Annotated in this window: 25 protein-coding genes; 19 read left to right on the forward strand and 6 right to left on the reverse strand. The window is 63.5% G+C overall.

The genetic code is table 11. From position 1 onward, the window contains the following. Positions 1–7 precede the first annotated feature (7 nt). Positions 8–856, reverse strand: a complete 849-nt coding sequence (serB, locus tag GGD90_RS07505; protein WP_153115647.1) for a phosphoserine phosphatase SerB — start codon at positions 854–856, stop codon at positions 8–10. After that, on the reverse strand, positions 857–1,927 hold the full coding sequence (locus GGD90_RS07510; RefSeq protein ID WP_153115648.1) for a 3-deoxy-7-phosphoheptulonate synthase: 1,071 nt from the start codon (positions 1,925–1,927) through the stop codon (positions 857–859). Positions 1,928–2,166: 239 nt separating this feature from the next. Here GGD90_RS07510 and GGD90_RS07515 point away from each other — a divergent pair, with 239 nt between their 5' ends. Further along, complete coding sequence (locus GGD90_RS07515; protein WP_153115649.1) at positions 2,167–4,023, forward strand: GspE/PulE family protein; 1,857 nt, start codon at positions 2,167–2,169, stop codon at positions 4,021–4,023. A gap of 198 nt (positions 4,024–4,221) precedes the next feature. Further along, positions 4,222–4,776, forward strand: a complete 555-nt coding sequence (locus tag GGD90_RS07520) for a low molecular weight protein-tyrosine-phosphatase (RefSeq protein WP_153115650.1) — start codon at positions 4,222–4,224, stop codon at positions 4,774–4,776. Between the two features lie 72 nt (positions 4,777–4,848). Here the strand turns inward: GGD90_RS07520 and GGD90_RS07525 are convergent, their stop codons facing one another. Next, positions 4,849–7,740 (reverse strand): Rne/Rng family ribonuclease, encoded by a 2,892-nt coding sequence (locus tag GGD90_RS07525; RefSeq protein WP_153115651.1) that lies wholly within the window; start codon positions 7,738–7,740, stop codon positions 4,849–4,851. Between the two features lie 401 nt (positions 7,741–8,141). Between GGD90_RS07525 and GGD90_RS07530 the strand changes: the two genes are divergently transcribed. From GGD90_RS07530 to GGD90_RS07545, 4 genes are read left to right on the forward strand one after another with little or no spacing between them, the layout of a single operon-like run. Further along, positions 8,142–9,140: an RluA family pseudouridine synthase gene (locus GGD90_RS07530; RefSeq protein WP_153115652.1), complete on the forward strand. Its 999-nt coding sequence runs from the start codon at positions 8,142–8,144 to the stop codon at positions 9,138–9,140. Continuing rightward, on the forward strand, positions 9,124–9,780 hold the full coding sequence (locus GGD90_RS07535; protein WP_153115653.1) for an HAD family hydrolase: 657 nt from the start codon (positions 9,124–9,126) through the stop codon (positions 9,778–9,780). The genes GGD90_RS07530 and GGD90_RS07535 overlap by 17 nt, the downstream gene beginning before the upstream one ends. After that, entirely contained in the window at positions 9,759–10,109 is a 351-nt protein-coding gene (locus GGD90_RS07540) for a Rieske (2Fe-2S) protein (protein WP_153115654.1), read from the forward strand. The genes GGD90_RS07535 and GGD90_RS07540 overlap by 22 nt, the downstream gene beginning before the upstream one ends. Positions 10,110–10,113: 4 nt before the next feature. Continuing rightward, the gene (locus tag GGD90_RS07545) at positions 10,114–11,070 is read left to right on the forward strand and encodes a S49 family peptidase (RefSeq protein ID WP_153115655.1); all 957 of its coding nucleotides are present in this window, start codon (positions 10,114–10,116) and stop codon (positions 11,068–11,070) included. A gap of 11 nt (positions 11,071–11,081) precedes the next feature. On the opposite strand, the gene GGD90_RS07550 is transcribed toward GGD90_RS07545, so the two are convergent. Beyond that, positions 11,082–11,792 carry an SAM-dependent methyltransferase gene (locus GGD90_RS07550; RefSeq protein ID WP_153115656.1) on the reverse strand — a complete coding sequence of 237 codons (711 nt, stop codon included), beginning with the start codon at positions 11,790–11,792 and terminating at the stop codon, positions 11,082–11,084. 33 nt (positions 11,793–11,825) lie between these two features. Further along, a complete protein-coding gene (locus GGD90_RS07555; protein WP_153115657.1) occupies positions 11,826–12,410 on the reverse strand; it encodes a Maf family protein in 585 nt (194 codons plus the stop codon). Between the two features lie 295 nt (positions 12,411–12,705). Here GGD90_RS07555 and GGD90_RS07560 point away from each other — a divergent pair, with 295 nt between their 5' ends. The 9 genes from GGD90_RS07560 (at position 12,706) to GGD90_RS07600 (ending at position 19,505) form a co-directional block, all read left to right on the forward strand. Continuing rightward, positions 12,706–13,200, forward strand: coding sequence for a YceD family protein (locus GGD90_RS07560; protein WP_153115658.1), 495 nt, complete (start codon positions 12,706–12,708; stop codon positions 13,198–13,200). Positions 13,201–13,221: 21 nt separating this feature from the next. Continuing rightward, complete coding sequence (gene rpmF, locus GGD90_RS07565) at positions 13,222–13,401, forward strand: 50S ribosomal protein L32 (protein ID WP_153115659.1); 180 nt, start codon at positions 13,222–13,224, stop codon at positions 13,399–13,401. 70 nt (positions 13,402–13,471) lie between these two features. Beyond that, positions 13,472–14,485 carry a phosphate acyltransferase PlsX gene (gene plsX / locus GGD90_RS07570; protein WP_153115660.1) on the forward strand — a complete coding sequence of 338 codons (1,014 nt, stop codon included), beginning with the start codon at positions 13,472–13,474 and terminating at the stop codon, positions 14,483–14,485. Beyond that, positions 14,482–15,444, forward strand: coding sequence for a beta-ketoacyl-ACP synthase III (locus GGD90_RS07575; RefSeq protein WP_153115661.1), 963 nt, complete (start codon positions 14,482–14,484; stop codon positions 15,442–15,444). Before plsX ends, GGD90_RS07575 begins: the two co-directional genes overlap by 4 nt. 98 nt (positions 15,445–15,542) lie before the next feature. Beyond that, positions 15,543–16,484: an ACP S-malonyltransferase gene (gene fabD / locus GGD90_RS07580; RefSeq protein ID WP_153115662.1), complete on the forward strand. Its 942-nt coding sequence runs from the start codon at positions 15,543–15,545 to the stop codon at positions 16,482–16,484. A gap of 6 nt (positions 16,485–16,490) precedes the next feature. Next, positions 16,491–17,231, forward strand: a complete 741-nt coding sequence (gene fabG, locus GGD90_RS07585) for a 3-oxoacyl-ACP reductase FabG (protein ID WP_153115663.1) — start codon at positions 16,491–16,493, stop codon at positions 17,229–17,231. 101 nt (positions 17,232–17,332) lie between these two features. Beyond that, positions 17,333–17,569: an acyl carrier protein gene (acpP, locus tag GGD90_RS07590; protein ID WP_153115664.1), complete on the forward strand. Its 237-nt coding sequence runs from the start codon at positions 17,333–17,335 to the stop codon at positions 17,567–17,569. Positions 17,570–17,773: 204 nt separating this feature from the next. After that, positions 17,774–19,012, forward strand: a complete 1,239-nt coding sequence (fabF, locus tag GGD90_RS07595; protein ID WP_153115665.1) for a beta-ketoacyl-ACP synthase II — start codon at positions 17,774–17,776, stop codon at positions 19,010–19,012. A 37-nt stretch (positions 19,013–19,049) separates the two neighbouring features. Then, positions 19,050–19,505 carry a protein YgfX gene (locus GGD90_RS07600; protein WP_153115666.1) on the forward strand — a complete coding sequence of 152 codons (456 nt, stop codon included), beginning with the start codon at positions 19,050–19,052 and terminating at the stop codon, positions 19,503–19,505. Here the strand turns inward: GGD90_RS07600 and nadB are convergent. After that, on the reverse strand, positions 19,483–21,060 hold the full coding sequence (nadB, locus tag GGD90_RS07605) for an L-aspartate oxidase (RefSeq protein ID WP_153115667.1): 1,578 nt from the start codon (positions 21,058–21,060) through the stop codon (positions 19,483–19,485). The genes GGD90_RS07600 and nadB overlap by 23 nt on opposite strands. Before the next feature lie 200 nt (positions 21,061–21,260). On the opposite strand from nadB, the gene rpoE reads away from it, so the two are divergent. From rpoE to GGD90_RS07625, 4 genes are all read left to right on the forward strand, one after another. Next, complete coding sequence (gene rpoE, locus GGD90_RS07610) at positions 21,261–21,860, forward strand: RNA polymerase sigma factor RpoE (protein ID WP_153115728.1); 600 nt, start codon at positions 21,261–21,263, stop codon at positions 21,858–21,860. 35 nt (positions 21,861–21,895) lie between these two features. After that, positions 21,896–22,345 carry a SoxR reducing system RseC family protein gene (locus GGD90_RS07615; protein ID WP_153115668.1) on the forward strand — a complete coding sequence of 150 codons (450 nt, stop codon included), beginning with the start codon at positions 21,896–21,898 and terminating at the stop codon, positions 22,343–22,345. 135 nt (positions 22,346–22,480) lie between these two features. Then, positions 22,481–23,923, forward strand: coding sequence for a DegQ family serine endoprotease (locus tag GGD90_RS07620; protein ID WP_153115669.1), 1,443 nt, complete (start codon positions 22,481–22,483; stop codon positions 23,921–23,923). Position 23,924: 1 nt separating this feature from the next. Next, on the forward strand, positions 23,925–24,185 hold the full coding sequence (locus GGD90_RS07625) for a glutaredoxin family protein (RefSeq protein WP_153115670.1): 261 nt from the start codon (positions 23,925–23,927) through the stop codon (positions 24,183–24,185). The last annotated feature ends 236 nt before the right edge of the window (positions 24,186–24,421 follow it).

Consider the following 24,421-nt stretch of genomic DNA (forward strand, 5'->3'; position numbering starts at 1 on the left):
TCGCTTTTCAGCCGAGCAGTTCGACGATGCGGTCGAGTCCGCCGAAGTTGAGCGCGGCGTCGGCCTTGGCGCGCGTTGCCGGTTTGGCGCGGAAGGCGACCGACAGCCCGGCTTCGGCCATCATCAGCAGATCGTTGGCACCGTCGCCGACGGCGATGACCTTGTCGCGGGCGATGCTGAACTCCTCGCGCAGCCGGCGCAGGTGTGCGGCCTTGGCCGCGGCGTCGACCACTTCGCCGAGAACACGGCCGGTGAGGCGGCCGTTGGCGATTTCGAGCGTGTTCGAGGTGGCGAAGTCGAAGCCGTGCTCGATGCGCAGGCGCTCGGTGAAGTAGGTGAAGCCGCCGGAGAGGATTGCCGTGCGCAGGCCGGTGGCGCGCACCGCTTCGAGCAGTTCGAGCGCTCCCGGCGACAGTTGCAGCCGTTCGCTGAAAACGCGCGCCAGCACGCGTGCGTCGAGCCCGGCGAGGACGGCGACGCGGCGGGCGAGGCTTTCGCGGTAGTCGATTTCGCCGCGCATCGCCGCTTCGGTGATCGCCGAGACTTCGGCCTTGCGGCCGGCAAAATCTGCGAGTTCGTCGATGCACTCGATGGTGATCAGCGTCGAGTCCATGTCGAAAACGATGAGGCCGAAGTCAGCGAGCTTGCGTCCGCTGTCGACGAAGGCCCAGTCGAGCTTTTCCTGGAAGAGCAACGGGGCGACGGCCGCGTCGAATTCGGGCGTGCGCGTCGCGCCGTGCAGGCGAACGGCCTGCGGCGGCCGCGGTTCGACGCTGCTGGCGCCGGTGGCGGCAGCAGCGCGGTCAAGCAGGAAGGTCGGCAGCGCAGCGCCGAGGATGATCAGATCCTTGCTCATTCAGCGGCGTCCGGGCAGCACGTCGCGCAGCAGATCGGCAGCGTTGCGCAGCGCCTGCTCGGTATCGTCCCAACCGACGCAGGCGTCGGTGACCGAGCAGCCATAGGCCAGCTTCGACAGGTCTTCGGGAATCGGCTGGTTGCCGGCGACGAGGTTCGACTCGATCATCGCGCCGACGATCGAACGGTTGCCGAGGCGGATCTGGTTGACGACGTTTTCCAGCACCATCGGCTGCAGTTCGGGCTTCTTGTAGCTGTTGGCGTGCGAGCAGTCGACGACGATGTTGACCGGCAGTCCGGCCTTGGCCAGCGCGTCGCCGGCGATCTGTACCGACACCGTGTCGTAGTTCGGGCGGCCATCGCCGCCGCGCAGCACGAGGTGGCCGTAACGGTTGCCGTGCGTGCGTACGATCGACGACAGGCCCTGCGCGTTGATGCCGAGGAAGCTGTGCGGGCGCGAGGCGGAGACGATGGCGTTGATGGCGATGCCGACGTCACCGTTGGTACCGTTCTTGAAGCCGACCGGCGTCGACAGTCCTGACGACAGTTCGCGGTGCGTCTGCGATTCGGTGGTGCGCGCGCCGATCGCCGTCCAGCTGATCAGGTCGCCGATGTATTGCGGCGAGATCGGGTCGAGCGCCTCGGTGCCGGTGGGCAGGCCGAGTTCGGCAATGTCGAGCAGGAAGCGGCGCGCCCGTTCCATGCCGTAGTCGATGCGGAACGAGTCGTCCATGTCCGGATCGTTGATGAAGCCCTTCCAGCCGGTGGTCGTGCGCGGCTTCTCGAAATAGACGCGCATGACGATGAACAGCGTGTCGCTGACTTCATCGGCGAGTGCTTTCAGGCGGCGCGCGTAGTCAAGCCCGGCAACCGGGTCGTGGATCGAGCAGGGTCCGACGACGACGAGCAGGCGCGGGTCGCTGCGGTCGAGAATCGCGCGCAAGCTGGCGCGGCCGGCGCGGACCGTCTGCGCGGCATTGGCGGTGATCGCTTGCCGCTCGAGAATTTCGTCGGGAGTCGGCATCGGGTCGAAGGATGCGACGTTGATGTTGTCGATATCGGGTGTGGTCATGGGCGGAAGAGAGCAGGGCGCAACGCGTCGTCGGTGTCGGCTGGGCTAAGGATCGCCAAAACGGGATCGGGTGCCCCGAGTTTACCTGCTTCGCCGGCATTGCGGCGCAGCAATCTGTACCGTCGCGGTCAATGCCAGCGCGCTTTTTGCCGGCGGCGCGCCGCGCGGCGGCCAAGCCTGATTGAGCGCGGCTGCGCTTGTCGGGTATAGTCGGCCGACAACCTGTCCGGATTCCGCCGATGTCCGACATCAAAGCCGCTCAAGCCGTTTCCGCCAAAGCTTCCCACGTCCACGACCATCGTCTGACGCTGGGCGAGGTGACTGCGCTCCTCGTCGAGGACGGCATCGTGACGAAGGGCGACGCCGACGCGCTCGTCGCCGAATACCGCCTGCGTCGTGCCGACGCGCATCCGCTGGTGATCGTTGCCGATCGCAAGTGGAAGTCGGCCCTGGCACCTCATCGGCCGCTGCTGCTGGAAGACCTGTCGGAGTGGTTTGCCGGCAAGATCGGCTTGGAGTATTACCACATCGATCCGCTGAAGATCGATTTCACCACCGTCACCGAAGTGGCCTCCAGCGCCTACGCGACGCGCTTTGGCATCCTGCCGGTGCTGGTGACGACACGCGAAGTGGTGGTGGCGACGACCGAGCCTTTTCTGCGTGAGTGGGAAAAGGAACTGGCGCCGATCCTGAAGAAGGAAATCCGCCGCGTCATCGCCAACCCGCTCGACGTGGCGCGCTATCTGGTCGAGTTCTACAACCTCGCGCGTTCGGTGAAAAAGGCGGCGCAGAACGGCAGCGTCAGCAGCGGCCTGTCGTCGTTCGAGCAACTGGTCGATCTCGGCCGCGGCAACAAGCAGTTCGATGCCAACGACCAGCACATCGTCAATATCGTCGACTGGCTGTGGCAGTACGCTTTCGAGCAGCGCGCCAGCGACATCCATATCGAGCCGCGGCGCGATCTCGGCATCGTGCGCTTCCGCATCGACGGCGTGCTGCATCAGGTCTATCAGATTCCGATGTCGGTGATGACGGCGATGACCAGCCGCATCAAGATCCTCGGCCGCATGGACGTGGTCGAGAAGCGCCGCCCGCAGGACGGACGGATCAAGACGCGCATGGCCGACGGGCAGGAGGTCGAACTGCGCCTGTCGACGCTGCCGACGGCTTTCGGTGAAAAGCTGGTGATGCGCATCTTCGACCCGGAAGTGCTGGTGCGCGACTTCGCCGAGCTCGGGTTCACGGACAGTGACCAGACGCGCTGGAATTCGATGGCCGGGCAGCCGAACGGCATCATCCTGGTCACCGGGCCGACCGGTTCGGGCAAGACGACGACGCTGTATTCGACGCTCAAGCAGCTGGCGACGCCGGAAGTCAATGTGTGCACCATCGAAGACCCGATCGAGATGGTCGAGGCGGCGTTCAACCAGATGCAGGTGCAGCCGGCAATCGATCTCGGCTTTGCCGAAGGCGTTCGCGCGCTGATGCGGCAGGACCCGGACATCATCATGGTTGGCGAAATCCGCGACCTGCAGACCGCCGAAATGGCGATCCAGGCGGCGCTGACCGGGCATCTGGTGTTGTCGACGCTGCATACCAACGATGCGCCGTCGGCGATGACGCGCCTGCTCGATCTCGGCGTGCCACCTTATCTGCTCGGGGCGACGGTGCTCGGCGTGATGGCGCAGCGTCTGGTGCGCGTACTCTGCCCGCACTGCAAGAAACCGCATCCGGCGAGCGCCGACGATCTGGCGATGTGGGACAGCCTGGTCGCACCCTGGCGCGCGGCACGGCCGAGCCACTTCCATCGCCCGGTCGGTTGCCTCGAATGCCGCATGACCGGCTATCTCGGCCGTGTCGGGCTTTACGAAATCATGTTGCTCTCGCCAGAAATCAAGCAGGCGGTCAGTGCCGGTGCGGAACTGGCGCAACTGCGCGAACTCGCTTACCGCGAAGGGCTGAAACCCCTGCGTATTTCCGGTGCGATGAAGGTGGCCGCCGGCCTGACGACGCTGGCCGAAGTGGTGCGGACGGCGCCACCGGCGGACACGCCACGCGCGACGACGACGGCTAACAGCACGGCCGCGACCGTTTGATGCTGATCCGGCCGAGGGCGACGCCGGTGGCATCCAGGCGGCGCGATGGCATCGACCCGCTTGCTTTTTCTACGCACCACCCGAGAAAAATGCAGCTGCAACATCTTTCGTGTATCTTCCGGAATTCGATGTCATGAGTGGCATCGTTCAAGGTGCTGATTTTCCTGTGCTTGTCGCCGAGCTGACGATTCTTATGTCATGATCAAAATACTCTTCGTGTGCATGGGCAACATCTGCCGCTCACCGACAGCGGAGGGCGTCTTTCGCCAGCTTTTGCGCCGTGAAGGGCTGGAAGGTGCGGTTGAGGTCGATTCCGCCGGCACGCACGGTTACCACGTCGGCGAGGCACCTGACACCCGTACGCAGCATGCTGCGGCCAGTCGTGGCTACGATCTATCGGCGATGCGTGCACGCAAGGTCGCGCCACAGGACCTCGAGTATTTCGATATCGTTCTGGCGATGGATCGCAGCAATCTCGAGACGCTGCAACGCATGTGCCTGCCCGCGCATCTCGACCGGCTCGGTTTGCTGATGCCGTATGCGCCGAACTTCGACGATGACGAAGTTCCCGATCCTTTTTATGGCCTGGGTTACGGTTTTGATCTGGTCATCGACATGGTCGAGGACGCCTCGCAGGGCTTGCTGGCGGTGGTGCGTGAGCGTCTTGCGGCAACAGCTGCCGAACGTGGCGCTGTGCAGGCCGTAGCGGCGGCGCGTGGCGACGGTGCCGACGTGTCTTCGGGCAATTCGTAGCGCGTTTCCTGCGCTGCTTGCAATGCAAACGGGGCGCCACTGGCGCCCCGTTCTTGTTGCCGTGCCGATCGCTTACTTCTGCGTTTCGACCATCACCATCGGCTCATCGACCGGCGGCGGTGCTGCCGGGCGGCGACGACGCTGACGTTGCTCGGTGATCGGCGCCGGCTCGGCTTGCCATCCGCTGACCTTCTGACTGCTGGTCTCGACCAGTACAAGTCCGCTCTCCTGCAAGGCCTGAGCGACGTCGACCACGACGGCGGGCGGCGCGACCGGCGGCGTCAGCGACTCTGCGACGACCGGTTCTACAAGCTCGGGCGCGGCGACAGCAATTTCCGCGGCGACCGGAGCGGCCGCTTCGGCAGCCTCTGCGGTGACGACCGCCACTGTGGCTGCCGTGTCGGCGCTGCCGCTTGGAGGCAGTTCGGCCAGCGGCCCGGAAACGGTGGGCGCTTCGACAGGGCTTGCCGCGAACTGCGCGGCCGATTCAATCACCGCCGGCGCCGGCGCGACGCTCTCGGCCGGCGTAACTGCCGCCGGTGCTTCGGCGACAGTTTCGACAACCGAAGCAATGGCCTCGGGTGCCGCTACCGCTAGGGGTTCGGCAATGAGCGACGCTTCCTCTATGGCGACCGGCAGCGGCGCCTGTACTTCGGCTTGCATCCGGCTCGGCGCGGCGACGGCGGCTTCCGGCGTCAGACCGCTATCGGCCACTTCACCCGCTACCGACTTGAGCGCTGCATCACCGCCATTGGCCTCGACCTCACGTCCGCCGGCAGAACGGTCACGACGGCCACCACGACGACCGCGGCGGCGTCCCGGTGAATCCTCGTTGCCGGCTTCGCTGGTGGGCGGCGCAACATTCGTCGCTGCCGGGACGAATGTTTCCGGTACTGCGACGGGTGTTTCCTTGCGCTCGCCGCGATCCGCACGCGGTTCGCCACGCTGGCGACGCGAGTCCTTGTTGTCGCGACCTTCGCGATTTTCGCGGCCCTCACGGCCCTCGCGCGGTTTGCGATTTTCGTCGCGTGCCTGCTGTTGCGGGCGCTGTTCGCGGTTCTCGCGGCCCTCACGGTTTTCGCGTGGCGGACGCTCGCGCTCCTCGTCGCGGCCGTTGCCGCGCTCGCGCCGGGAATCACGGCGCGGCTCACGGCCGTTCTGGTTCGGTGTACTGTTCGCTGCCGCGGGCGTTGCCGCTGCGACCGGAGTGGCAGCCGGCTGGCGGCTCGGGCGCAGCCAGGAAAAGAGGCGGGAGAACAGCCCGTCGTCGACCACCGGCGCCGCCGCTGCCGGCGCCGCCGCTGCCGGCGCTACCGCCGTTTCGCGCACTTTCTCGGCGACGATTGGCGCCGGCTGTGCTGGCGTGATGTTCTTGATGGCTGCTTCCTGGCGCGGCGGCTTGGCTTCGGCGCCGACGCCTTCCGGACGGCCGGCGTCTTCCGGCGGGGCCTCGACCATCTTGTACGAAGGCAGCTGCAGGTCTTCCTGATTGAGGTCGTCGTGACGCAGGCGGACGATGGTGTGCTGCGGGGTTTCCAGATGCACGTTCGGAATCAGCAGCACGTTGACCTTGTGCCGCAGTTCGATGGCCTGGATGTCGGCGCGCTTTTCGTTGAGCAGGAAGGTGGCGACATCGACGGGCACCTGCGTATGCACGGTGGCCGTGTTGTCCTTCATCGCTTCTTCTTCGAGAATGCGCAGGATGTGCAGCGCGGCGGATTCGGCGCTGCGGATGTGGCCGGTGCCGGAACAGCGCGGGCAGGGGATGTAGCTGGTTTCGGCGAGCGCCGGACGCAGGCGCTGGCGCGACAGCTCCATCAGGCCGAAACGGCTGATCTTGCCGGTCTGCACGCGGGCGCGGTCGAAGCGCAGCGCTTCGCGCAGGCGGTTTTCCACCTCGCGCTGGTTGCGCTGGTTTTCCATGTCGATGAAGTCGATGACGATGAGACCGCCGAGGTCGCGCAGACGCAGCTGGCGGGCGGTTTCTTCGGCGGCTTCGAGGTTGGTCTTGTAGGCGGTTTCCTCGATGTCGGCACCGCGCGTCGCGCGTCCCGAGTTGACGTCGACGGCGACCAGCGCTTCGGTATGGTCGATGACGATGGCGCCACCCGACGGCAGATTGACCTGACGCGAGTAGGCCGACTCGATCTGGTGTTCGATCTGGAAACGCGAGAACAGCGGTACGTCGTCGCGGTAGCGCTTGATGCGATTGACGTTGCCCGGCATCACATGACTCATGAACTGCTGTGCCTGCTCGAACACTTCGTCGGTGTCGATCAGGATTTCGCCGATATCGGGCTGGAAGTAGTCGCGGATGGCGCGGATGACCAGACTGCCTTCCTGATAGATCAGGAAAGCGCCTTTCTGCTGGTTGGCGGCTCCGTCGATCGCCTTCCACAGCTGCATCAGGTAGTTGAGGTCCCACTGCAGTTCTTCGGCGCCACGACCAATAGCAGCGGTACGCGCGATCAGACTCATGCCCGACGGCGTCTGCAACTGGTCCATGATTTCGCGCAGTTCAGCGCGTTCGTCACCCTCGACGCGGCGCGAAACGCCACCGCCACGGGGGTTGTTCGGCATCAACACCAGATAGCGGCCGGCGAGGCTGACGAAAGTCGTCAGCGCAGCGCCCTTGTTGCCACGTTCGTCCTTGTCGACCTGGACGATCAGTTCCTGGCCCTCGCGCAAGGCTTCGCGAATGGTTGCCTTGCTACCTTCGACACCCGGCTGGAAAAATGCGCGCGAGACCTCCTTGAAAGGAAGAAAGCCGTGCCGTTCGGCGCCGTAATCGATAAAGGCAGCTTCGAGACTGGGCTCGATGCGGGTGATGATTCCCTTGTAAATGTTGCTCTTGCGTTGTTCCTTGGCGGCCGACTCGATATCGAGGTCGATCAGTTTCTGACCATCTACTATCGCGACACGTAGTTCTTCGACCTGTGTCGCGTTGAAAAGCATGCGTTTCATCAGCTTGGCTCCCGCGCGCTGGAACGGGGGGAGCGCCTTGTGCAGGCAGCGACGGATTAGTTGTGATCAGGATGCTTCATGGGCTTTCCGGTTTGCCAACTAAAGAAGTGTCTCGCTGTTTATTTTACTTTTTCGAGCCCTGAAACCCAGGGCCGGGAAATCTGCTTGGGGCGGTCCGCACGTGCTGGGCGCGCGCAAATGAAGTAGTATCGCTACTTGTGGTGAGCGTACTTAACCAGGTGATTTGCGCAGGAAGATCTCGCGCAGATCGGCGCGAGCGGGGATGCTGAGGCCTGCCGGAAAATACGTCACGATCATCCTGCAATCGGCGCCGTTCGACGGTCTCACGGGTCAGCGCCCCTTTCCATCCGAGACGCAAATCCACTCCAGTATATAAAACAATGGTCGAAGTTGGCAAAAATTCCGTAATAAAGACCATCGTCAGCGAAGAAGAGCAGGGCCAGAGACTCGATAACTACCTGTTGCGAGTCTGCAAAGGTGTTCCACGCAGTCATCTCTACCAGATTGTGCGCAGTGGCGAAGTCCGCGTTAACAGCGGTCGCGTTGCCGTGTCCTATCGGCTGCGCAGCGGCGATATCTTGCGCATTCCTCCCTTGCGCATGGCCGAGCGCAAAAGCGAGCGCGAGAACGAGATCATTGACGGTGCGGCGATCAAGGCCGAGCTCCCGATCCTGTTCGAGGACGAAGCGCTGCTGGCCATCGACAAGCCCGCCGGGATCGCCGTGCATGGCGGTAGCGGCGTCAGTTTCGGCGTCATCGAAGCTTTGCGCCGGCAGCGGCCGCAGGCGCGCTTCCTCGAACTCGCGCATCGTCTTGACCGCGAGACTTCCGGTGTCCTGCTTGTCGGCAAGAAGCGATCGGCGCTCAATGCCCTGCACGATCTTTTTCGTAGCGGTGGGCGATCCGGAGGCGCCGTCGACAAGCGCTACTGGGTGCTGGTTGTCGGGCGCTGGATGGATCCCTTGCGCAACGTCCGCCTGCCGCTACTGAAATACGATCTGCCCTCGGGCGAAAAGCGCGTGCGCGTTGCCGACGAGGGCAAGGCTTCGCACACGGTGTTCCGCCTGCTGGCGCGCTGGAAGGGTTTCAGCCTGCTTGAGGCCGAACTGAAGACCGGGCGCACGCACCAGATACGCGTGCATCTGGCGCATCTGGGCTACCCGATTGCCGGCGACGAGAAATACGGCGATTTCGCACGCAACCGTGAGCTGCAGCGCGACGGGCTCAAGCGCATGTTCCTGCACGCGCGCAGCATGCGGCTGCCGCATCCGGCGAGCGGCGAGACACTTGAGCTCGAATCGTCGCTGCCAACGGCGCTTGCTTCTTTCCTTCAGCATCTGTCGCAGCACGACGCCCAGGATTATGGCCAAACGTTTTGAATTACTGGTGTTCGACTGGGATGGCACTCTCCTCGATTCGGCCGCCGCCATTGTTACCTCGATCCAGGCGGCGTGCCGTGACCTTGATCTGCCGGTGCCGCCGGAACAGCGCGCACGGCATGTGATCGGTCTGGGCCTGCACGACGCGCTGCTCTATGCCGCGCCCGACTTGCCGGAAGAGAGTTATCCGAAGATCGTCGAGCGCTACCGTTTTCACTACCTGTCGCGCGACCACGAACTGGAGCTGTTTCCCGGTGCTGCAGCGCTTGTTGCCGAACTGTCGGAAGCGGGCTTTACGCTTGCTGTCGCCACCGGCAAGAGTCGGCAAGGCCTGGAGCGCGCGCTATGCGCCAGCGGGCTCGGCCGTTTCTTTGCGGCAACGCGCTGTGCCGACGAATGTCACTCGAAACCGCATCCGCAGATGCTCGAGGAATTGATGGATGAGCTTTCGGTGGCGCCCGGACGAACGCTAATGATCGGCGATACCACGCACGATCTGCAGATGGCGATCAATGCTGGTGTCGGCTCTCTTGCGGTAACGCATGGCGCGCATCCGGCGGCGGATCTCGCGGCCTTGACGCCGCTCGCCTGCGTTGACGATATCGACGAAATGGCCGCATGGTTGCGCAGGAACGCGTGATTTGCCGGTCGGCCGATCTGGTCGAGGGCAGTCGTGGTGTACGTTTCAAGGTCATGGTTTACGGCAAGGAAGAGCCCGCTTTCGCTATCCGTTTCCACGGCCGTGTCCATGCGTATTTCAACCGCTGCAGCCATGTTCCGGTCGAACTCGACTGCCGTCCGGGCGAATTCTTCGATGATTCCAAGCTATACTTGATTTGCTCAATGCATGGAGCGCTCTACGCACCCGAGAGTGGGCGCTGTCTTGGCGGACGTTGCCAGGGGCGCGGCCTGATCCCGGTCGCGGTCGAGGAGCGTGACGATTTTGTCCTTCTTATCCCGAACGAGTAAGACATTGGAAACCCCGCAAAACGACCCGCAATGGGAACGACAGCTGCTGGAAAAGATCGCTTTTTCCACCCTGCAGGAACAAAAAGCCAAGCGGCGCTGGGGGATTTTCTTCAAGCTCGCGGTACTTGCCTATCTGGTCGCGGTGCTGGTGCTGGTGGTCGATTGGGGTGATTCCGAAAAGCTTGCTGACGGCAGGCACACGGCGGTCGTCTATCTGCATGGCGTCATCGAGCCGACTGGTGAGGCCAGTGCCGAAAAGATCACGGGCGCCCTGCAGGCGGCCTACGAAGACAAGGGTACTGCCGGAATCGTCCTGCGCATCAACAGTCCCGGTGGCAGCCCGGTGCAGTCGGGAATCATCCACGATGAAATCCTGCGTTTGCGCGCCAAGCACCCGGACATCCCGCTCTATGCCGTGGTTGAGGATATCTGCGCCTCGGGCGGTTATTACGTGGCGGTTGCTGCTGACCGCATCTACGTCAATCGCGCCAGCATCGTCGGATCGATCGGCGTGTTGATGGACGGCTTTGGCTTTACCGGCACAATGGACAAGCTGGGTGTTGAACGGCGCCTGCTCACCGCCGGCGAAAACAAGGGCTTTCTCGATCCTTTCTCGCCGCAGGACGAGAAGCAGAAAGCACACGCGCGGCTGCTGCTCGGCGAGATTCACAAGCAGTTCATCGAAGTCGTTCGCCAGGGGCGCGGCAAGCGCCTCAAGGAAACGCCGGAGATGTTCTCGGGCCTGATGTGGGCGGGCAGCCAGAGCATCCAGCTCGGTCTGTCCGACGATTACGGTACCGTCGATTCGGTCGCGCGCGACGTGGTCAAGGCCGAGAAACTGCTCGATTACTCGGTCAAGGACAACATCGCCGAACGCTTTGCCAAGCGTCTTGGCGCTGACGTGGCGCGCAATCTGAGCTTCGGCCTGCTCGGCGGCGGCGAGCAGACGCAGCTGCGCTAGGCGATCCTTCGTCAGGCCTGCAGCAGAAATACTGCGGGCCGGCGTTCAATGTCCGGCGGACCCAGCCGGCGCCATTCGGCAAGCGTCCGCGTGGCAAGATACTCGCTCGGCAGGGTGATATCGGCGGCGATACAGAGGCGTGATGTCTCAGCGCAGGCGGCGAGCATCGCAGCGAACAGCTGCCGGTTGCGATACGGCGTTTCGATGAAAATCTGCGTCCGCACTTGCCGCCGCGATTCTCTTTCCAGTTCGCGCAAACGTTGCGCACGCGCCTCGTCCTTGACCGGCAGATAGCCATGGAAGGCGAACTGCTGTCCGCACAGTCCTGACGCCATCAGGGCGAGTAGTAGCGACGACGGGCCGACCAATGGAACGACACGGATTGCGTGCTGGTGTGCCAGTTCGACCAGCGCTGCGCCGGGATCTGCAACGCCCGGGCAGCCGGCTTCGGAGACCAGGCCGACGTCATTACCGCTCAGAAGGGGTTGCAGCAGCGCCGGCAAATCGGCCGGACGCGTGTGCTCGTTGAGTTCGTGAATGGCGATTTCGGCCAGCGGCCGTGTGACAGGCAAGCTCTTCAGGAAAGCGCGCGCGCTCTTGGCATTTTCGGCAACAAAAAAGGCGAGGCTTTGTGCGGTGGCGAGCACCGTGGCTGGCAGGACCGCTACCGGTGCTGTTGGACCCAAGGGTACCGGGATCAGATAAAGTGTGCCAATCTTCACAATATGGGTGAGAAGTGAGCCGTAATACTATGATTAAATAATGTTAACGCCTTCTTCGATAAGCATGTCGCAAAGCGCGATCAGCGGCAGGCCGATCAGCGCATTGGGGTCTTCGCCTTCCATCCGGTCGATCAGTGCGATGCCGAGACCTTCCGACTTGGCACTGCCAGCGCAGTTGTAGGGCTGTTCGCGATGCAGGTAGCGCTCGATGGCGGCGTCGTCGACCTGGCGAAAGCCGACCAGCGTCGGCACGCCACGTAGCTGCACGCGCCCGCTCGCAGCATTGAACAGGCACAGTCCGGTGAAGAAATTTACCTGACGACCGCGCAAGTTCTGCAACTGGCGAACGGCGTTGGCATGATTGCCGGGCTTGCCGAAAATCTGTCCGTCGAGGCAGGCGACCTGATCGCTGCCGATGATCAGCGCCGACGGGAAACGGGCGGCAACAGCGCGCGCCTTGGCTTCGGCCAGGCGCAGGGCAGTCGCTTCCGGCGACTCGCCGGCGAGCGCGCTTTCATCGACGTCCGGATTGGCAGTAGTGAAAGGCAGGCCAAGACGGGCGAGCAGTTCACGGCGGAACGGCGAGGTCGAGGCGAGGACGAGCGGTGACGTATTCATGGCGAGTCAGAAAGCAGGCGCAGGGAAGGGTGAGTCGGCCCACAGTGAGGGGGCGGAATGTCTGAATGCGGTGGCAAAGGTCCGGTGCTTGCCGCGTTACATGACCGGGCGGGCTGCGGTGCCGGCTTCGGGCCATGGCTGGGTTTCTGCGCGGCCGGCAAATTCGCGCGAGGGGCGGCAATTGAGATGTCTTCAGCCCGTTCGGGTGAGCTGCCTGTCAGCCGGCGCCTGATGCGCGCAATATGCTCAGACGCTGCTGGACTTCGAAAGCCGAAAATAATATCATGCGCCCCCTATGTCGCAACAGATCGTGATTGACAGTCTGGCATTCGTGCAGGAAGCAGGTTCGCTGCAGGGCGAATTGCGGATTGCGCAACTGTCCCGGACCCACGACTGGCTGGCGCAAACCAGCGGTGCCGTTGCCTATCGCGTAAGCGCGGTGAGTGGCGAGCGTGGTCAGTCGCAGCTGAAGATTGAGGTCGATGGAGTGCTTCAGTTGCGTTGTCAGCGTTGTCTGGAAGCGATGGAGTATTCCTTGCAACTGAACAGCCGCATCGAGTTGGTCAGTAGCGAAGCAGAGATAACGCAGGAAGAGCTCGAAGACGATTCGAGGGATTATCTTCCGGCGCAGCAGGAACTCGACGTTGTGGCGCTGATCGAGGACGAGATCATTCTCGCCCTGCCGTTTGCGCCACGACATGAAAGTTGTTCTGTGCCCTTAGCCGGGCCGAGAACCAGTAAAGTTTTACCCTTTGCCGCGCTGGCAGCCCTCAAGGGCAAGCCGGCCTGAATTTGACGACAGGAGCAAGTCATGGCTGTTCAACAGAACAAGAAGTCCCCCTCGAAGCGCGGTATGCACCGTGCGCACGATTTTCTGACCAACCCGCCGCTGGCTGTTGAAGCGACGACGGGCGAGGTGCACCTGCGCCATCACGTCAGCCCCTCGGGTACCTATCGCGGCAAGAAGGTCGTCAAGGCCAAGGGCGAGTAAGCTGCCGGATTCGGGCAGGCAGGCCGCCTATCGGGCGTGCCGCCTGCCCTTTCTTTTGCGCATTTAATTCATGACCATTACTGTCGCCATTGATTGCATGGGCGGAGATCACGGCCCGGCAGTCACGGTTCCGGCGGCACTCGCTTTCGTCCGCGCTAACGCGGATGCCCGCGTCGTCCTCGTCGGTCCGGAAGAGACGCTCCGCTCCTGTCTGGGTGGCGCGGTTCATGAGCGCGTGACTCTGCGTCATGCGACTCAGGTAGTGGGCATGGACGAGCCGCCTTCGCTCGCCTTGCGCAGCAAGAAGGATTCGTCGATGCGCGTAGCGATCGATCTGGTGCGTCAGGGCGAGGCCGATGCCTGCGTTTCTGCCGGCAATACCGGTGCGCTGATGGCGATTTCGCGCTTCGTACTGAAGATGCTGCCCGGTATCGACCGGCCGGCAATCTGTGCGGCCTTGCCGACGATGACCGGCCACACGCACGTGCTTGACCTCGGCGCGAACGTCGACTGTTCGCCGGAGCATCTGCTGCAGTTCGGTCTGATGGGCGCGTCGCTGGTCAGTGCGATCGAGCACCATGAGCGGCCGACGGTCGGCATCCTCAACATCGGCGAGGAAGAGATCAAGGGCAACGACGTCGTCAAGCGCGCCGCCGAGTTGCTGCGTGACTCCGGGCTCAATTTCATCGGCAACGTCGAAGGCGACGGCCTGTACAAGGGTGACGCCGAAGTTGTCGTGTGTGACGGCTTCGTCGGCAATGTTGCCTTGAAGTCGTCGGAGGGGCTGGCGCAGATGCTCGGCGCTTTTCTGCGCGAGGAATTCGGACGCAGCACCCTGTCGCGCATCGCCGCGCTGCTGGCCATGCCGGTACTCAAGCGCTTCAAGAACCGGCTTGATCACCGGCGTTACAACGGTGCCTGTCTGCTCGGCCTGAAGGGGATTGTCGTCAAGAGTCACGGCTCGGCCGACGTCTTCGGCTACGGTTTTGCCATCAGTCGCGCTGCCGATGCGGCACGCACCGGCGTTCTTGCCCGCATCAGCGAGCGCGTCGCGCAACTGCACCCGCAACTGGAGACCGCCTGATGTTCGCCAGAATCGCCGGTACGGGTAGCTACCTGCCCGGAACGCCCGTCACCAATGACGATCTCGTGGCGCGCGGTATCGATACCAGCGATGAGTGGATTGCGACGCGCACCGGCATCCGCTCGCGCCATCTGGCGCCGCCGGAAACCAGCAGCAGCGATCTTGCCTACGAAGCCAGCCTGCGCGCGCTCGCCAGCGCCGGTGTCGATGCGTCGGAAATCGACCTGATCGTCGTCGCCACGTCGACGCCCGATTACGTCTTTCCCAGCGTCGCCTGCCTGCTGCAGGGACGCCTTGGCAACCGTGGCGCCACGGCCTTTGACGTGCAGGCTGTGTGTAGCGGCTTTATCTATGCGCTGACCATCGCCGAGAAGTTTATCCGCGCCGGCGGTCATCGCCGCGCGCTGGTCGTCGGCGCCGAAGTCTTTTCGCGCATTCTCGACTGGCAGGATCGTTCGACCTGCGTGCTCTTTGGTGATGGCGCTGGCGCCGTCGTCCTGGAGGCCGCCGAAAAGCCGGGAATCCTGGCTTCGGCGCTGCACGCCGATGGCGCGCACCACGGCATCCTCTCGGTTCCCGGCAACGTCTGTGGCGGGAAGGTGATCGGCGATCCCTTCCTGCGCATGGACGGTCAGGCGGTCTTCCGTTTCGCGGTGCGCGTTCTCTCGGAAGTGGCCGGCGAATGCTGCGCCAGCGCTGGCGTTGCGCCGGCCGACATCGACTGGCTGATCCCGCATCAGGCCAATATGCGCATCATCGAGGCGACGGCGCGCAAGCTCGGTCTGGGCATGGAGCGCGTGATCGTCACGGTGGATGATCATGGCAATACCTCGGCAGCGTCGGTGCCGCTGGCGCTTGACGCCGCAGTGCGCGATGGCCGTGTGCAACGCGGACAGAAAGTGCTGCTTGAAGGTGTCGGTGGCGGCTTTACCTGGGGTGCCGTCCTGCTTGAGTTTTAGACGCGACAGTCTGCTGCCGCTGCGGGCAGGGTGCTGGCCGGGTCGTTTTGCTTGAATACTGTTTTCGCTGTCTTGCCAATGCTTGTGGGGAGTCTCAGTTGACATTCGCTTTCGTATTTCCGGGGCAGGGTTCGCAGTCGGTGGGCATGATGGCCGCCTACGGCGACGCTGCCATCGTCCGTTCAACGTTTGCCGAAGCTTCGGCCGCGCTCGGTGAAGACCTCTGGCAACTGGTTGCCGAGGGGCCAGCCGAAGCGCTCGCGCTGACCGTCAACACGCAACCGGTGATGCTGACCGCCGGCATTGCCGCCTATCGCCTGTGGCTCGAGAAGGGTGGTCGCGAGCCGGCGGTGCTGGCCGGACACAGCCTTGGCGAATACGCCGCGCTGGTCGCCGCTGGCGTCATCGAGTTCGCCGATGCGGTGCCGTTGGTGCGTTTGCGCGCTGCGGCGATGCAGGAAGCTGTACCGGCCGGAACCGGCGCCATGGCGGCGATCCTCGGCCTCGACGACGAAGGAATCAGCGCTGCCTGCGCCGAAGCTGCGGCCGCAGTTGGCGGCGGCGAAGTCGTTGAGGCGGTCAATTTCAACGCGCCCGGACAGACGGTGATCGCCGGCAACAAAGCCGCGGTCGAAGCCGCCTGCGCGCTGTGCAAGACGCGTGGTGCCAAGCGCGCGGTGCTGCTGCCGGTCTCGGCACCATTCCATTCTTCGCTGATGCGTCCGGCGGCCGAACGGCTGGCCGTCGGTCTGGCGTCAGTCAAATTTGCCGCGCCGCGCATCCCGGTAGTCAATAACGTTGATGCGCGCGTCGAAAGCGATCCGGAAGTGATTCGCGCCGCCCTCGTTCGCCAGGCGTGTTCGCCGGTGCGCTGGGTCGACAGCATCCGGGCGATCGCCGCGCTTGGCGTCGGCACGATCGCCGAATGCGGTCCGGGCAAGGTTCTCGCCGGTCTGAGCAAGCGATGCGCCGATGGCGTCACGGGGCTTGCACTTGCCGATCTGGCTGCCATCGAGGCAGCGCTGTCTACGCTGGAGTAATTCCCGATGCTCAACGGAAAAGTTGCACTCGTCACCGGCGCTTCGCGTGGCATCGGTCAGGCCATTGCGCTTGAGCTGGGCCGTCTCGGCGCGACCATCGTCGGTACCGCGACCAGCGAGGAGGGCGCAGCCCGCATCAGTGCCTATCTTGCTCTTGCCGGAGTCAAGGGCGAGGGGGCCGTGCTTGAGGTTCGCGACCAGGCACAGATCGAGGCGGTGCTCGGACAGATCGAAAAGACGCATGGCGCCGTCGGTATTCTGGTCAACAACGCTGGCATCACGCGCGACAATCTGGCCCTGCGCATGAAGGAAGAAGAGTGGGATGCGGTGCTCGACACTAACCTGAAAGCCGTCTTCCGCCTGTCGAAGGCGGTGATGCGCGGCATGATGAAGGCACGCAACGGGCGCATCATCAACGTGACTTCGGTGGTCGGTCACTCCGGCAATCCGGGACAGGCGAACTATTGCGCCGCCAAGGCGGGCGTTGCCGGCATGAGCCGCTCGCTGGCACGCGAACTCGGCAGCCGCAACATTACGGTCAATTGCGTTGCGCCGGGCCTGATCGCCACCGACATGACGCACGCGCTTGACGAAAAATTGAAAGAGTCGATGCTGGCGGGTATTCCGCTGGCGCGCCTCGGTACTCCGGGAGACGTGGCGGCAGCGGTCGCCTTCCTGGCATCGCCGGGCGCGGCTTACATTACCGGCACGACGATTCACGTCAACGGTGGCATGGTGATGGAGTAAAAGGTGTTGTGGACGGCCGGTGAGCATTTGGTGCGCGTCGGTCGATTTGGTAGAATGCTGCGGTTTGATTCAAACCGGCAATCAGGGAAGGAGCCCTAAAAATGGAAAACATTGAACAGCGCGTCAAGAAGATCGTTGCCGAACAACTCGGTGTGAATGAGGCTGACATCAAGAACGAATCCTCGTTCGTTGACGATCTCGGTGCAGACTCGCTGGATACGGTTGAACTGGTGATGGCGCTCGAAGAAGAATTCGAGTGTGAGATTCCCGACGAAGAAGCCGAGAAGATCACGACGGTTCAGCAAGCCATCGACTACGTCGTCGCTCACCCGAAGTAATTGTTGTTGCGGGGAAATTTCCCGCAGTCTCGAAGCCGGGCCGGCTCTGTTCCGAGTGGCAGGTCCGGTTGCCGGCTTAGCCGGCTTTGCATCGCGCGGACCGGTTTCTGGTGGATTATTTTCGGCAGATCCGCATCCGGCTGATTCATTTCATGTACCGTGCGCAGCAGTGTCCGGTCGTCCATTTTTTTCCGGGAGCAGAAGTTGACGCGCCGAAGAGTAGTCATTACTGGCCTTGGTATCGTTTCTCCGGTCGGCAACTCCGTCGACGAGGCATGGCAGAACATTGTCGCCGGACGCTCGGGTATTGATCACATCAAGAGCTTCGACACGGCAAACTTTCCGGTAAAGATTGCCGGCGAGGTCAAGGGCTTCGACGTCTCCGAATACATCGCGCCGAAAGATGCGCGGCGGATGGATACTTTCATTCACTACGGGCTGGCGGCCGGTGTGCAGGCGATCCGCGATGCCGGTCTGGTGGCGCACCCCGATGACGCGGAGCGCTTTGGCGTCGCTATCGGTTCGGGTATCGGTGGCCTGCCGCTGATCGAGTCGACGCACGACGACTATCTCGGCGGCGGTGTACGCAAGGTTTCGCCGTTCTTCGTTCCCGGTTCGATCATCAACATGATCTCGGGCAACCTGTCGATCATGTACGGCTACAAGGGTCCGAACATCTCGCTGGTCACCGCCTGCAGCACCGGTACGCACAGCATTGGTGAAGCGGCGCGCATCATCGAGTACGGCGACGCCGACGTGATGATCGCCGGTGGTGCCGAATCGACGGTGTCGCCGCTCGGCCTCGGTGGTTTCTGTGCCGCACGCGCGCTGTCGACGCGCAACGACGATCCGGCGACGGCGAGTCGCCCGTGGGATCGCGACCGCGACGGCTTTGTTCTCGGCGAAGGTGCCGGCGTTGTCGTGCTCGAAGAATTCGAACGTGCGCGCGCTCGTGGCGCTCGTATTTACGGCGAACTCGTCGGTTATGGCCGTAGCGCCGACGCGCACCATATCACCGCGCCCTGTGACGACGGCGAGGGTGCTGCACGCTGTATGCTGGCCGCGCTGCGCAATGCCGGACTCAATCCCGGTGACGTGCAATACCTCAACGCACACGGCACCTCGACGCCGCTCGGCGATCTCGCCGAGACGATCGCCGTCAAGCGTGCCTTCGGTGATTACGCCGGGAAACTGGTGGTCAATTCGACCAAGTCGATGACCGGGCACCTGCTCGGTGCCGCCGGTGGCATCGAGGCGGTGTTCTCGACACTCGCGATCTATCACCAGATCTCGCCGCCGACGATCAACATCTTCAACCAGGATGAGCGTTGCGGCCTCGATTATTGCGCCAACGAGGCGCGGTCGATGCCGATCGACGTGGCGCTGTCGAACTCCTTCGGCTTTGGTGGCACCAACGGAACGGTGGTCATCCGGCGGATCTGATCCGCAGACGGCCCCTTGCACCATCGACGCTGCTTCGATGGTGCAAGGGCCGAGCATCGTTCGGCTGCGCTCTTCGCGCAGCCTGCTCGTCTTCCTGACGGCATTTCATTGCCTCGCCGCGCTCAGCCTCTGGGCGCCCGCGTGGTCCATCTGGCTGGCGCTCTTGCTCAACGCGCTTGTTGGTCTGTCGCTGTGGCGCAGCACCCGGTCAGCGGACATCTCGGCCTTGCGTCTGGAAGCCAGTGGCCAGTTGTCGGTTGCCGACGCTTCGGGTGTGTGGCAAAGCGGCAAGGTGTCGCCAGACAGCGCCGTTCTACCGTTCCTGATCGTGCTTCGATGGTGCGGCCCGACGAGCGAGTCAGCGACGGTTGCTCGGCGCAGCCTGCGCACCCTGGTCCTGCCGGCCGACGCCCTGGTGGACGCCAGCCAGTTCCGCACATTGAGCGTCTGGCTGCGCTGGCGCGCCGGCGCTAGCGGCGCAAGGAACGCCTGAGGATCGTCGGCCTCGCTTGCGGCAACAGGTCGGGGTAGTCGCGGCTGTAGTGCAATCCGCGGCTCTCGTGGCGACGCAGGGCGCAACGCACGATCAGGTCGGCCGTGACGACGAGGTTGCGCAACTCGATCAGATCGTGGCTGACGCGGAAGTTCGAATAAAACTCTTCAATCTCGTTTTTGAGCAGGCGGATGCGGTGCTGCGCGCGTTGCAGGCGCTTGGTCGTGCGCACGATGCCGACGTAGTCCCACATGAAGCGGCGCAGTTCGTCCCAGTTGTGGGCAATGACGATTTCCTCGTCCGGATCGCCGACACGACTGGCGTCCCAGGCCGGCAGTGCAGGGATCGACAGCTTGCCTTGCGCGAGGATGTCCTGCACCGCGGCTTGCGAGAAGACCAGGCACTCGAGCAGCGAGTTGCTGGCCAGTCGGTTGGCGCCGTGCAGTCCGGTGCACGAGGCCTCGCCCGCGGCATAGAGGCCGGGCAGGTCGGTGCGTGCGTGCAGGTCGGTGACAATGCCACCGCAGGTGTAGTGGGCTGCCGGGACGACCGGGATGGGCGCACGCGTGATGTCGATACCCAGTTCCAGGCAGCGCGCGAGGATGTTCGGGAAATGCTCGCTGAGAAAAGCCGCCGGTTTGTGCGAGATATCGAGGTAGACGCAATCGAGGCCGCGTTTCTTCATCTCGAAGTCGATCGCGCGGGCGACGACGTCGCGCGGCGCCAGTTCGGCGCGGGGGTCGTGCGCCGGCATGAAACGCGTGCCGTCGGGTAGGCGCAGCAGGCCACCTTCGCCGCGTACCGCCTCGGAGATGAGGAAGGACTTGGCCTGCGGGTGATACAGACAGGTCGGATGAAACTGGATGAACTCCATGTTGGCGACGCGACAGCCTGCGCGCCAGGCCATGGCGATGCCGTCGCCGGTCGAGGTGTCCGGGTTGGTCGTATACAGATAGACCTTGCCGGCGCCGCCGGTTGCGATCAGCGTGTGTGGCGCGCCGACGGTGACGACTTCGCCACTTTCGGTATTCAGCACATAAGCACCGTAGCAGCGGTTTTCGCCGAGCCCGAGTTTGCCGCCGGTGATCAGGTCGATCGCGATGTGGTTTTCAAGGATCGTGATGTTCGGGTGGCGGCGAAGCTTCGGCGTCAGTGTTTCCTGGACGGCGAGGCCGGTGGCGTCGGCAACGTGGATGACGCGGCGGGCGCTATGGCCACCCTCGCGCGTCAGGTGGTAGCCCTTTTCGTCGCGCGAGAAAGGGACGCCTTGCTCGATCAGCCAGTCGATCGCCACGCGGCCGTTCTCGACGACGAAGCGCGTCGCCTTGGCGTCGTTGAGATCGGCGCCAGCGGTGAAAGTGTCGCGGATGTGTGCCTCGATCGAGTCGCGGCTGTCGAGCACTGCGGCGATGCCGCCCTGGGCCCAGCTGGAAGCGCTATCTTCGAGCGTGCGTTTGCTGATGACGGCAACGCGATGGGTCTCGGCCAGCCGCAGCGCCGCCGATTGTCCGGCAAGGCCGCTGCCGATGATGAGTACGTCGAAGCGAAGCGCCACTTGACAGGCTCCGTCGAAAAAAGGGTGAAAACTATAGCACGCTGGCGCCGGCAGGGGCGCGGCCTTCCTTGACCTGGCTTCATTCCCGTGCGCATGTCGGCAGCTTGCCCGGATTTATGCCAATATCAAATTCTCGGCCGGGCAGGGAGGTTGCGATATACTCATCCGTATCGATGCTTGTTTTCGGGGATTCAAAAGGCATGAGCGAACGCGAAACAGACCAGAAATTGGTCGAACGCGCACAAGGCGGCGACAAATATGCATTCGATATCTTAGTCGCCAAGTACCAGCGCAAGCTGGGGCGTCTGCTTTCGCGCTTCATTCGCGATCAGGCGGAAGTCGAGGATGTCGCCCAGGAGGCGTTCATCAAGGCCTATCGGGCCTTGCCGTCGTTTCGTGGTGACAGTGCCTTTTACACTTGGCTCTACCGGATCGGCATCAATACCGCCAAGAATTACCTCGTTGCGCAAGGCCGGCGGGCGCCGACCTCGACCGGATTCGATTCCGAAGAGGCTGAAGGCTTTGACGATGCTGATCAGTTGCGCGACATCAATACGCCGGAAAGCCTGTTGCAGTCGAAGCAGGTTGGCGAGACCGTCAACGCCGCCATGGAGGCTCTGCCCGACGAGTTGCGCACGGCGATCGTGCTGCGCGAGCTCGAAGGACTGAGCTACGAGGAAATCGCCGTAGCGATGGGCTGTCCGATCGGTACCGTGCGCTCGCGCATCTTCCGCGCCCGCGAATCAGTGGCGGCGCGCCTGCGGCCGCTGCTGGCAACGGCGCCCGACCGTCGCTGGTAATCGCCACCGGCAGCAGAGAAGGGTGGAAACTGACCATGCACGAAGCCAGCGGAACCATCGTTGCCCTTGATGGCGACTTCGCCATCGTTCGTCTCGAAGCGAGCGGCGGCTGCGGTCGTTGCCATGAACCCGGCGGTTGCGGCGGCGGCGCGAACATCGGACGAATGCTCTGCAGCAGCGAGTCGCGCGACTTTCGTGCGCTCAATCCCGAGTGTGTTCCGGTGGGGGCCAGCATCCGCCTGGCGATTGCCGATGGCGCGGTTCGCCGCAGCGCCGTGCTCGCCTACGGCATTCCCCTCGTCGCGCTGTTCGCCGGCGCACTGGCCGGAGGCGCACTCGCCGGTGAGGCTGGCAGCATCGGCGGCGCCTTGGCGGGAATCGTCGCGGGCTGGTTCGTCCTGCGCCGCGACCGCAAGGTTTCCGCAGCCGATCCGGCGATGCAGCCGGTGATCCGGCCGGCTTCGGCTGCCGGACGCGCGGCCTGACTGAAGGCTGCGGGCGGCATCGGCGGCCCTGTTTCTGCCGGGCTGCGGGCAAGGAGTCTTGCCCTTGAGTTTCCGAGTTTCGGCCGTATTGTCGACGGAGCGTCTTTCAGTCCAGATCAGGAGGTAGTGCTGCTTATGAAAAAACTTCTCGCAGCGTTTCTTTTCTTCTCTGTTTCCTTTGTCGCCCAGGCGCAGACCAGAGGTTTGCCCGATTTCACCGAACTGGTCGAGAAACAGGGAGCTGCCGTCGTCAATATCAGCACGACGCAGATCGTCCGCGGCAACGCGCGCGGTGCGCAGGTCTTCCCGTTTGACGACGATGACCCGATGGCGGATCTGTTCCGCCGTTTCATGCCGAATCCGCACGGCGGTCTTGGCTCGCCCGGGGGGGCGCGTGAATTCGAAAGCCGCTCGCTCGGCTCCGGATTCATCGTCAGTGCCGACGGTTACATCCTGACCAATGCCCACGTCGTCGATTCGGCAGACGAGATCGCGGTCAAGCTGACCGACAAGCGCGAATTCAAGGCGCGCGTCATCGGTGCCGACAAGCGTACCGACGTGGCGCTGATCAAGATCGACGCCGGCGGCCTGCCGGTCGTCCGCCTCGGTGATCCGAGCGCCTTGCGCGTCGGCGAATGGGTCGTCGCCATCGGCTCGCCCTTCGGTTTCGAGAACAGCGTCACTGCCGGTATCGTCAGTGCCAAGGGGCGTTCGCTGCCGCAGGAAAACCTCGTTCCCTTCATCCAGACCGACGTCGCCATCAATCCGGGTAACTCCGGTGGTCCGCTGTTCAACATGAAGGGCGAGGTCGTCGGCATCAACTCGCAGATTTACAGCCGGTCGGGCGGCTTCATGGGAATTTCCTTCGCCATTCCGATCGACGTGGCCATGGACGTGCAGGCGCAACTGAAGTCGACCGGCAAGGTCAGCCGCGGACGTCTCGGCGTCGTCATCCAGGAAGTGAGCAAGGATCTCGCCGATTCCTTCGGTTTGTCGAAGGCGCAAGGCGCTGCCGTCAGTGCGGTGGAGAAGGGCGGTCCGGCCGACAAGGCGGGGATCGAGGCGGGTGACGTCATCCTCAAGTTCGAGGGACGGCCGGTGATCAGTTCCGGCGATCTGCCGCGCGTCGTCGGCTCGGTCAAGCCGGGAACGCGTGTCACCGTGCAGGTCTGGCGCAAGGGCGCGGCGCGCGATATCGCCGTCACCGTCGGTGAAACGGCGGAAGAGAAGGTCGCCGTTCGTCCCGGTCGCAAAGGCGCGCAAGCCGATTCGCCGAACAACCGTTACGGGCTCGGTGTTAGCGAACTGACGCCCGAACAGAGGCGCGAGTTGAAGATCGGCGGCGGCTTGCTGGTCGAGGAGGTGCGCGGCAATCTGGCGCGCGCCGACCTGCGTCCCGGCGACATCTTGCTGGCGATCATCGCGCGCGGCGTCACCACTGAACTGAAGACGGTCGACCAGTTCAACAAGCTGCTCGGTCAGCTTGAACGCAATGCCGGCATCACCCTGCTGGTGCGGCGTGGCGAACTGCAGACTTTCGTTACCATCAAACCACCGGCCGAGCGCAAGAACGACTGAAATGGCTGCACCGATCTGCCTGACGCTGCTTTCACGTAGCTACTGTCACCTCTGCCACGACATGGAAGTGGCGCTGGTGCCCTTGGCCGGCGAGTTCGGCGTCGATGTCGAAGTGCTCGACGTCGACGCCGATGAGTCGCTGGTCGCGCAATATGACGAACTGGTGCCGGTTCTGCTGCACCAGGGGCGCGAACTTTGTCACTATCACCTTGATACTGCCTTGGTTCGCGCCTATCTTGCCGGGCTGGCAGCAAAGGTCTGACCGCCAGCCTGGGCGCTAAATCGCGGTATAATCCGCCGCCACTCTCCGCTCGCTTCGCGCGCCGGCCGCCGCCTTCATGGCCTGAACGAAGCCGTTCCCGGTGCCGTCTCCAAAACGTTCCAGCCTAGTCTTGCCGGGTCCGGCGGCGCACTCCGGCGTGTCGCGGCGAATATCGTTGCCGTGCAGCGATTACGAGAAAATAACATAAACGAATTAATGAGTTGTGACTTTTGCTT

Origin of the sequence: Rhodocyclus tenuis (genome assembly GCF_014197755.1) — a bacterium.
GTDB classification, from domain to species: domain Bacteria; phylum Pseudomonadota; class Gammaproteobacteria; order Burkholderiales; family Rhodocyclaceae; genus Rhodocyclus; species Rhodocyclus tenuis.

Excerpts from the sequence above, each read along its gene's own strand:
- serB (WP_153115647.1), bottom strand. The coding sequence starts at position 856 with ATGAGCAAGGATCTGATCATCCTCGGCGCTGCGCTGCCGACCTTCCTG.
- GGD90_RS07510 (WP_153115648.1), bottom strand. The coding sequence starts at position 1,927 with ATGACCACACCCGATATCGACAACATCAACGTCGCATCCTTCGACCCG.
- GGD90_RS07515 (WP_153115649.1), top strand. The coding sequence starts at position 2,167 with ATGTCCGACATCAAAGCCGCTCAAGCCGTTTCCGCCAAAGCTTCCCAC.
- GGD90_RS07520 (WP_153115650.1), top strand. The coding sequence starts at position 4,222 with ATGATCAAAATACTCTTCGTGTGCATGGGCAACATCTGCCGCTCACCG.
- GGD90_RS07525 (WP_153115651.1), bottom strand. The coding sequence starts at position 7,740 with ATGAAACGCATGCTTTTCAACGCGACACAGGTCGAAGAACTACGTGTC.
- GGD90_RS07530 (WP_153115652.1), top strand. The coding sequence starts at position 8,142 with ATGGTCGAAGTTGGCAAAAATTCCGTAATAAAGACCATCGTCAGCGAA.
- GGD90_RS07535 (WP_153115653.1), top strand. The coding sequence starts at position 9,124 with ATGGCCAAACGTTTTGAATTACTGGTGTTCGACTGGGATGGCACTCTC.
- GGD90_RS07540 (WP_153115654.1), top strand. The coding sequence starts at position 9,759 with ATGGTTGCGCAGGAACGCGTGATTTGCCGGTCGGCCGATCTGGTCGAG.
- GGD90_RS07555 (WP_153115657.1), bottom strand. The coding sequence starts at position 12,410 with ATGAATACGTCACCGCTCGTCCTCGCCTCGACCTCGCCGTTCCGCCGT.
- GGD90_RS07560 (WP_153115658.1), top strand. The coding sequence starts at position 12,706 with ATGTCGCAACAGATCGTGATTGACAGTCTGGCATTCGTGCAGGAAGCA.
- rpmF (WP_153115659.1), top strand. The coding sequence starts at position 13,222 with ATGGCTGTTCAACAGAACAAGAAGTCCCCCTCGAAGCGCGGTATGCAC.
- plsX (WP_153115660.1), top strand. The coding sequence starts at position 13,472 with ATGACCATTACTGTCGCCATTGATTGCATGGGCGGAGATCACGGCCCG.
- fabG (WP_153115663.1), top strand. The coding sequence starts at position 16,491 with ATGCTCAACGGAAAAGTTGCACTCGTCACCGGCGCTTCGCGTGGCATC.
- acpP (WP_153115664.1), top strand. The coding sequence starts at position 17,333 with ATGGAAAACATTGAACAGCGCGTCAAGAAGATCGTTGCCGAACAACTC.
- GGD90_RS07600 (WP_153115666.1), top strand. The coding sequence starts at position 19,050 with ATGGTGCAAGGGCCGAGCATCGTTCGGCTGCGCTCTTCGCGCAGCCTG.
- rpoE (WP_153115728.1), top strand. The coding sequence starts at position 21,261 with ATGAGCGAACGCGAAACAGACCAGAAATTGGTCGAACGCGCACAAGGC.
- GGD90_RS07615 (WP_153115668.1), top strand. The coding sequence starts at position 21,896 with ATGCACGAAGCCAGCGGAACCATCGTTGCCCTTGATGGCGACTTCGCC.
- GGD90_RS07620 (WP_153115669.1), top strand. The coding sequence starts at position 22,481 with ATGAAAAAACTTCTCGCAGCGTTTCTTTTCTTCTCTGTTTCCTTTGTC.
- GGD90_RS07625 (WP_153115670.1), top strand. The coding sequence starts at position 23,925 with ATGGCTGCACCGATCTGCCTGACGCTGCTTTCACGTAGCTACTGTCAC.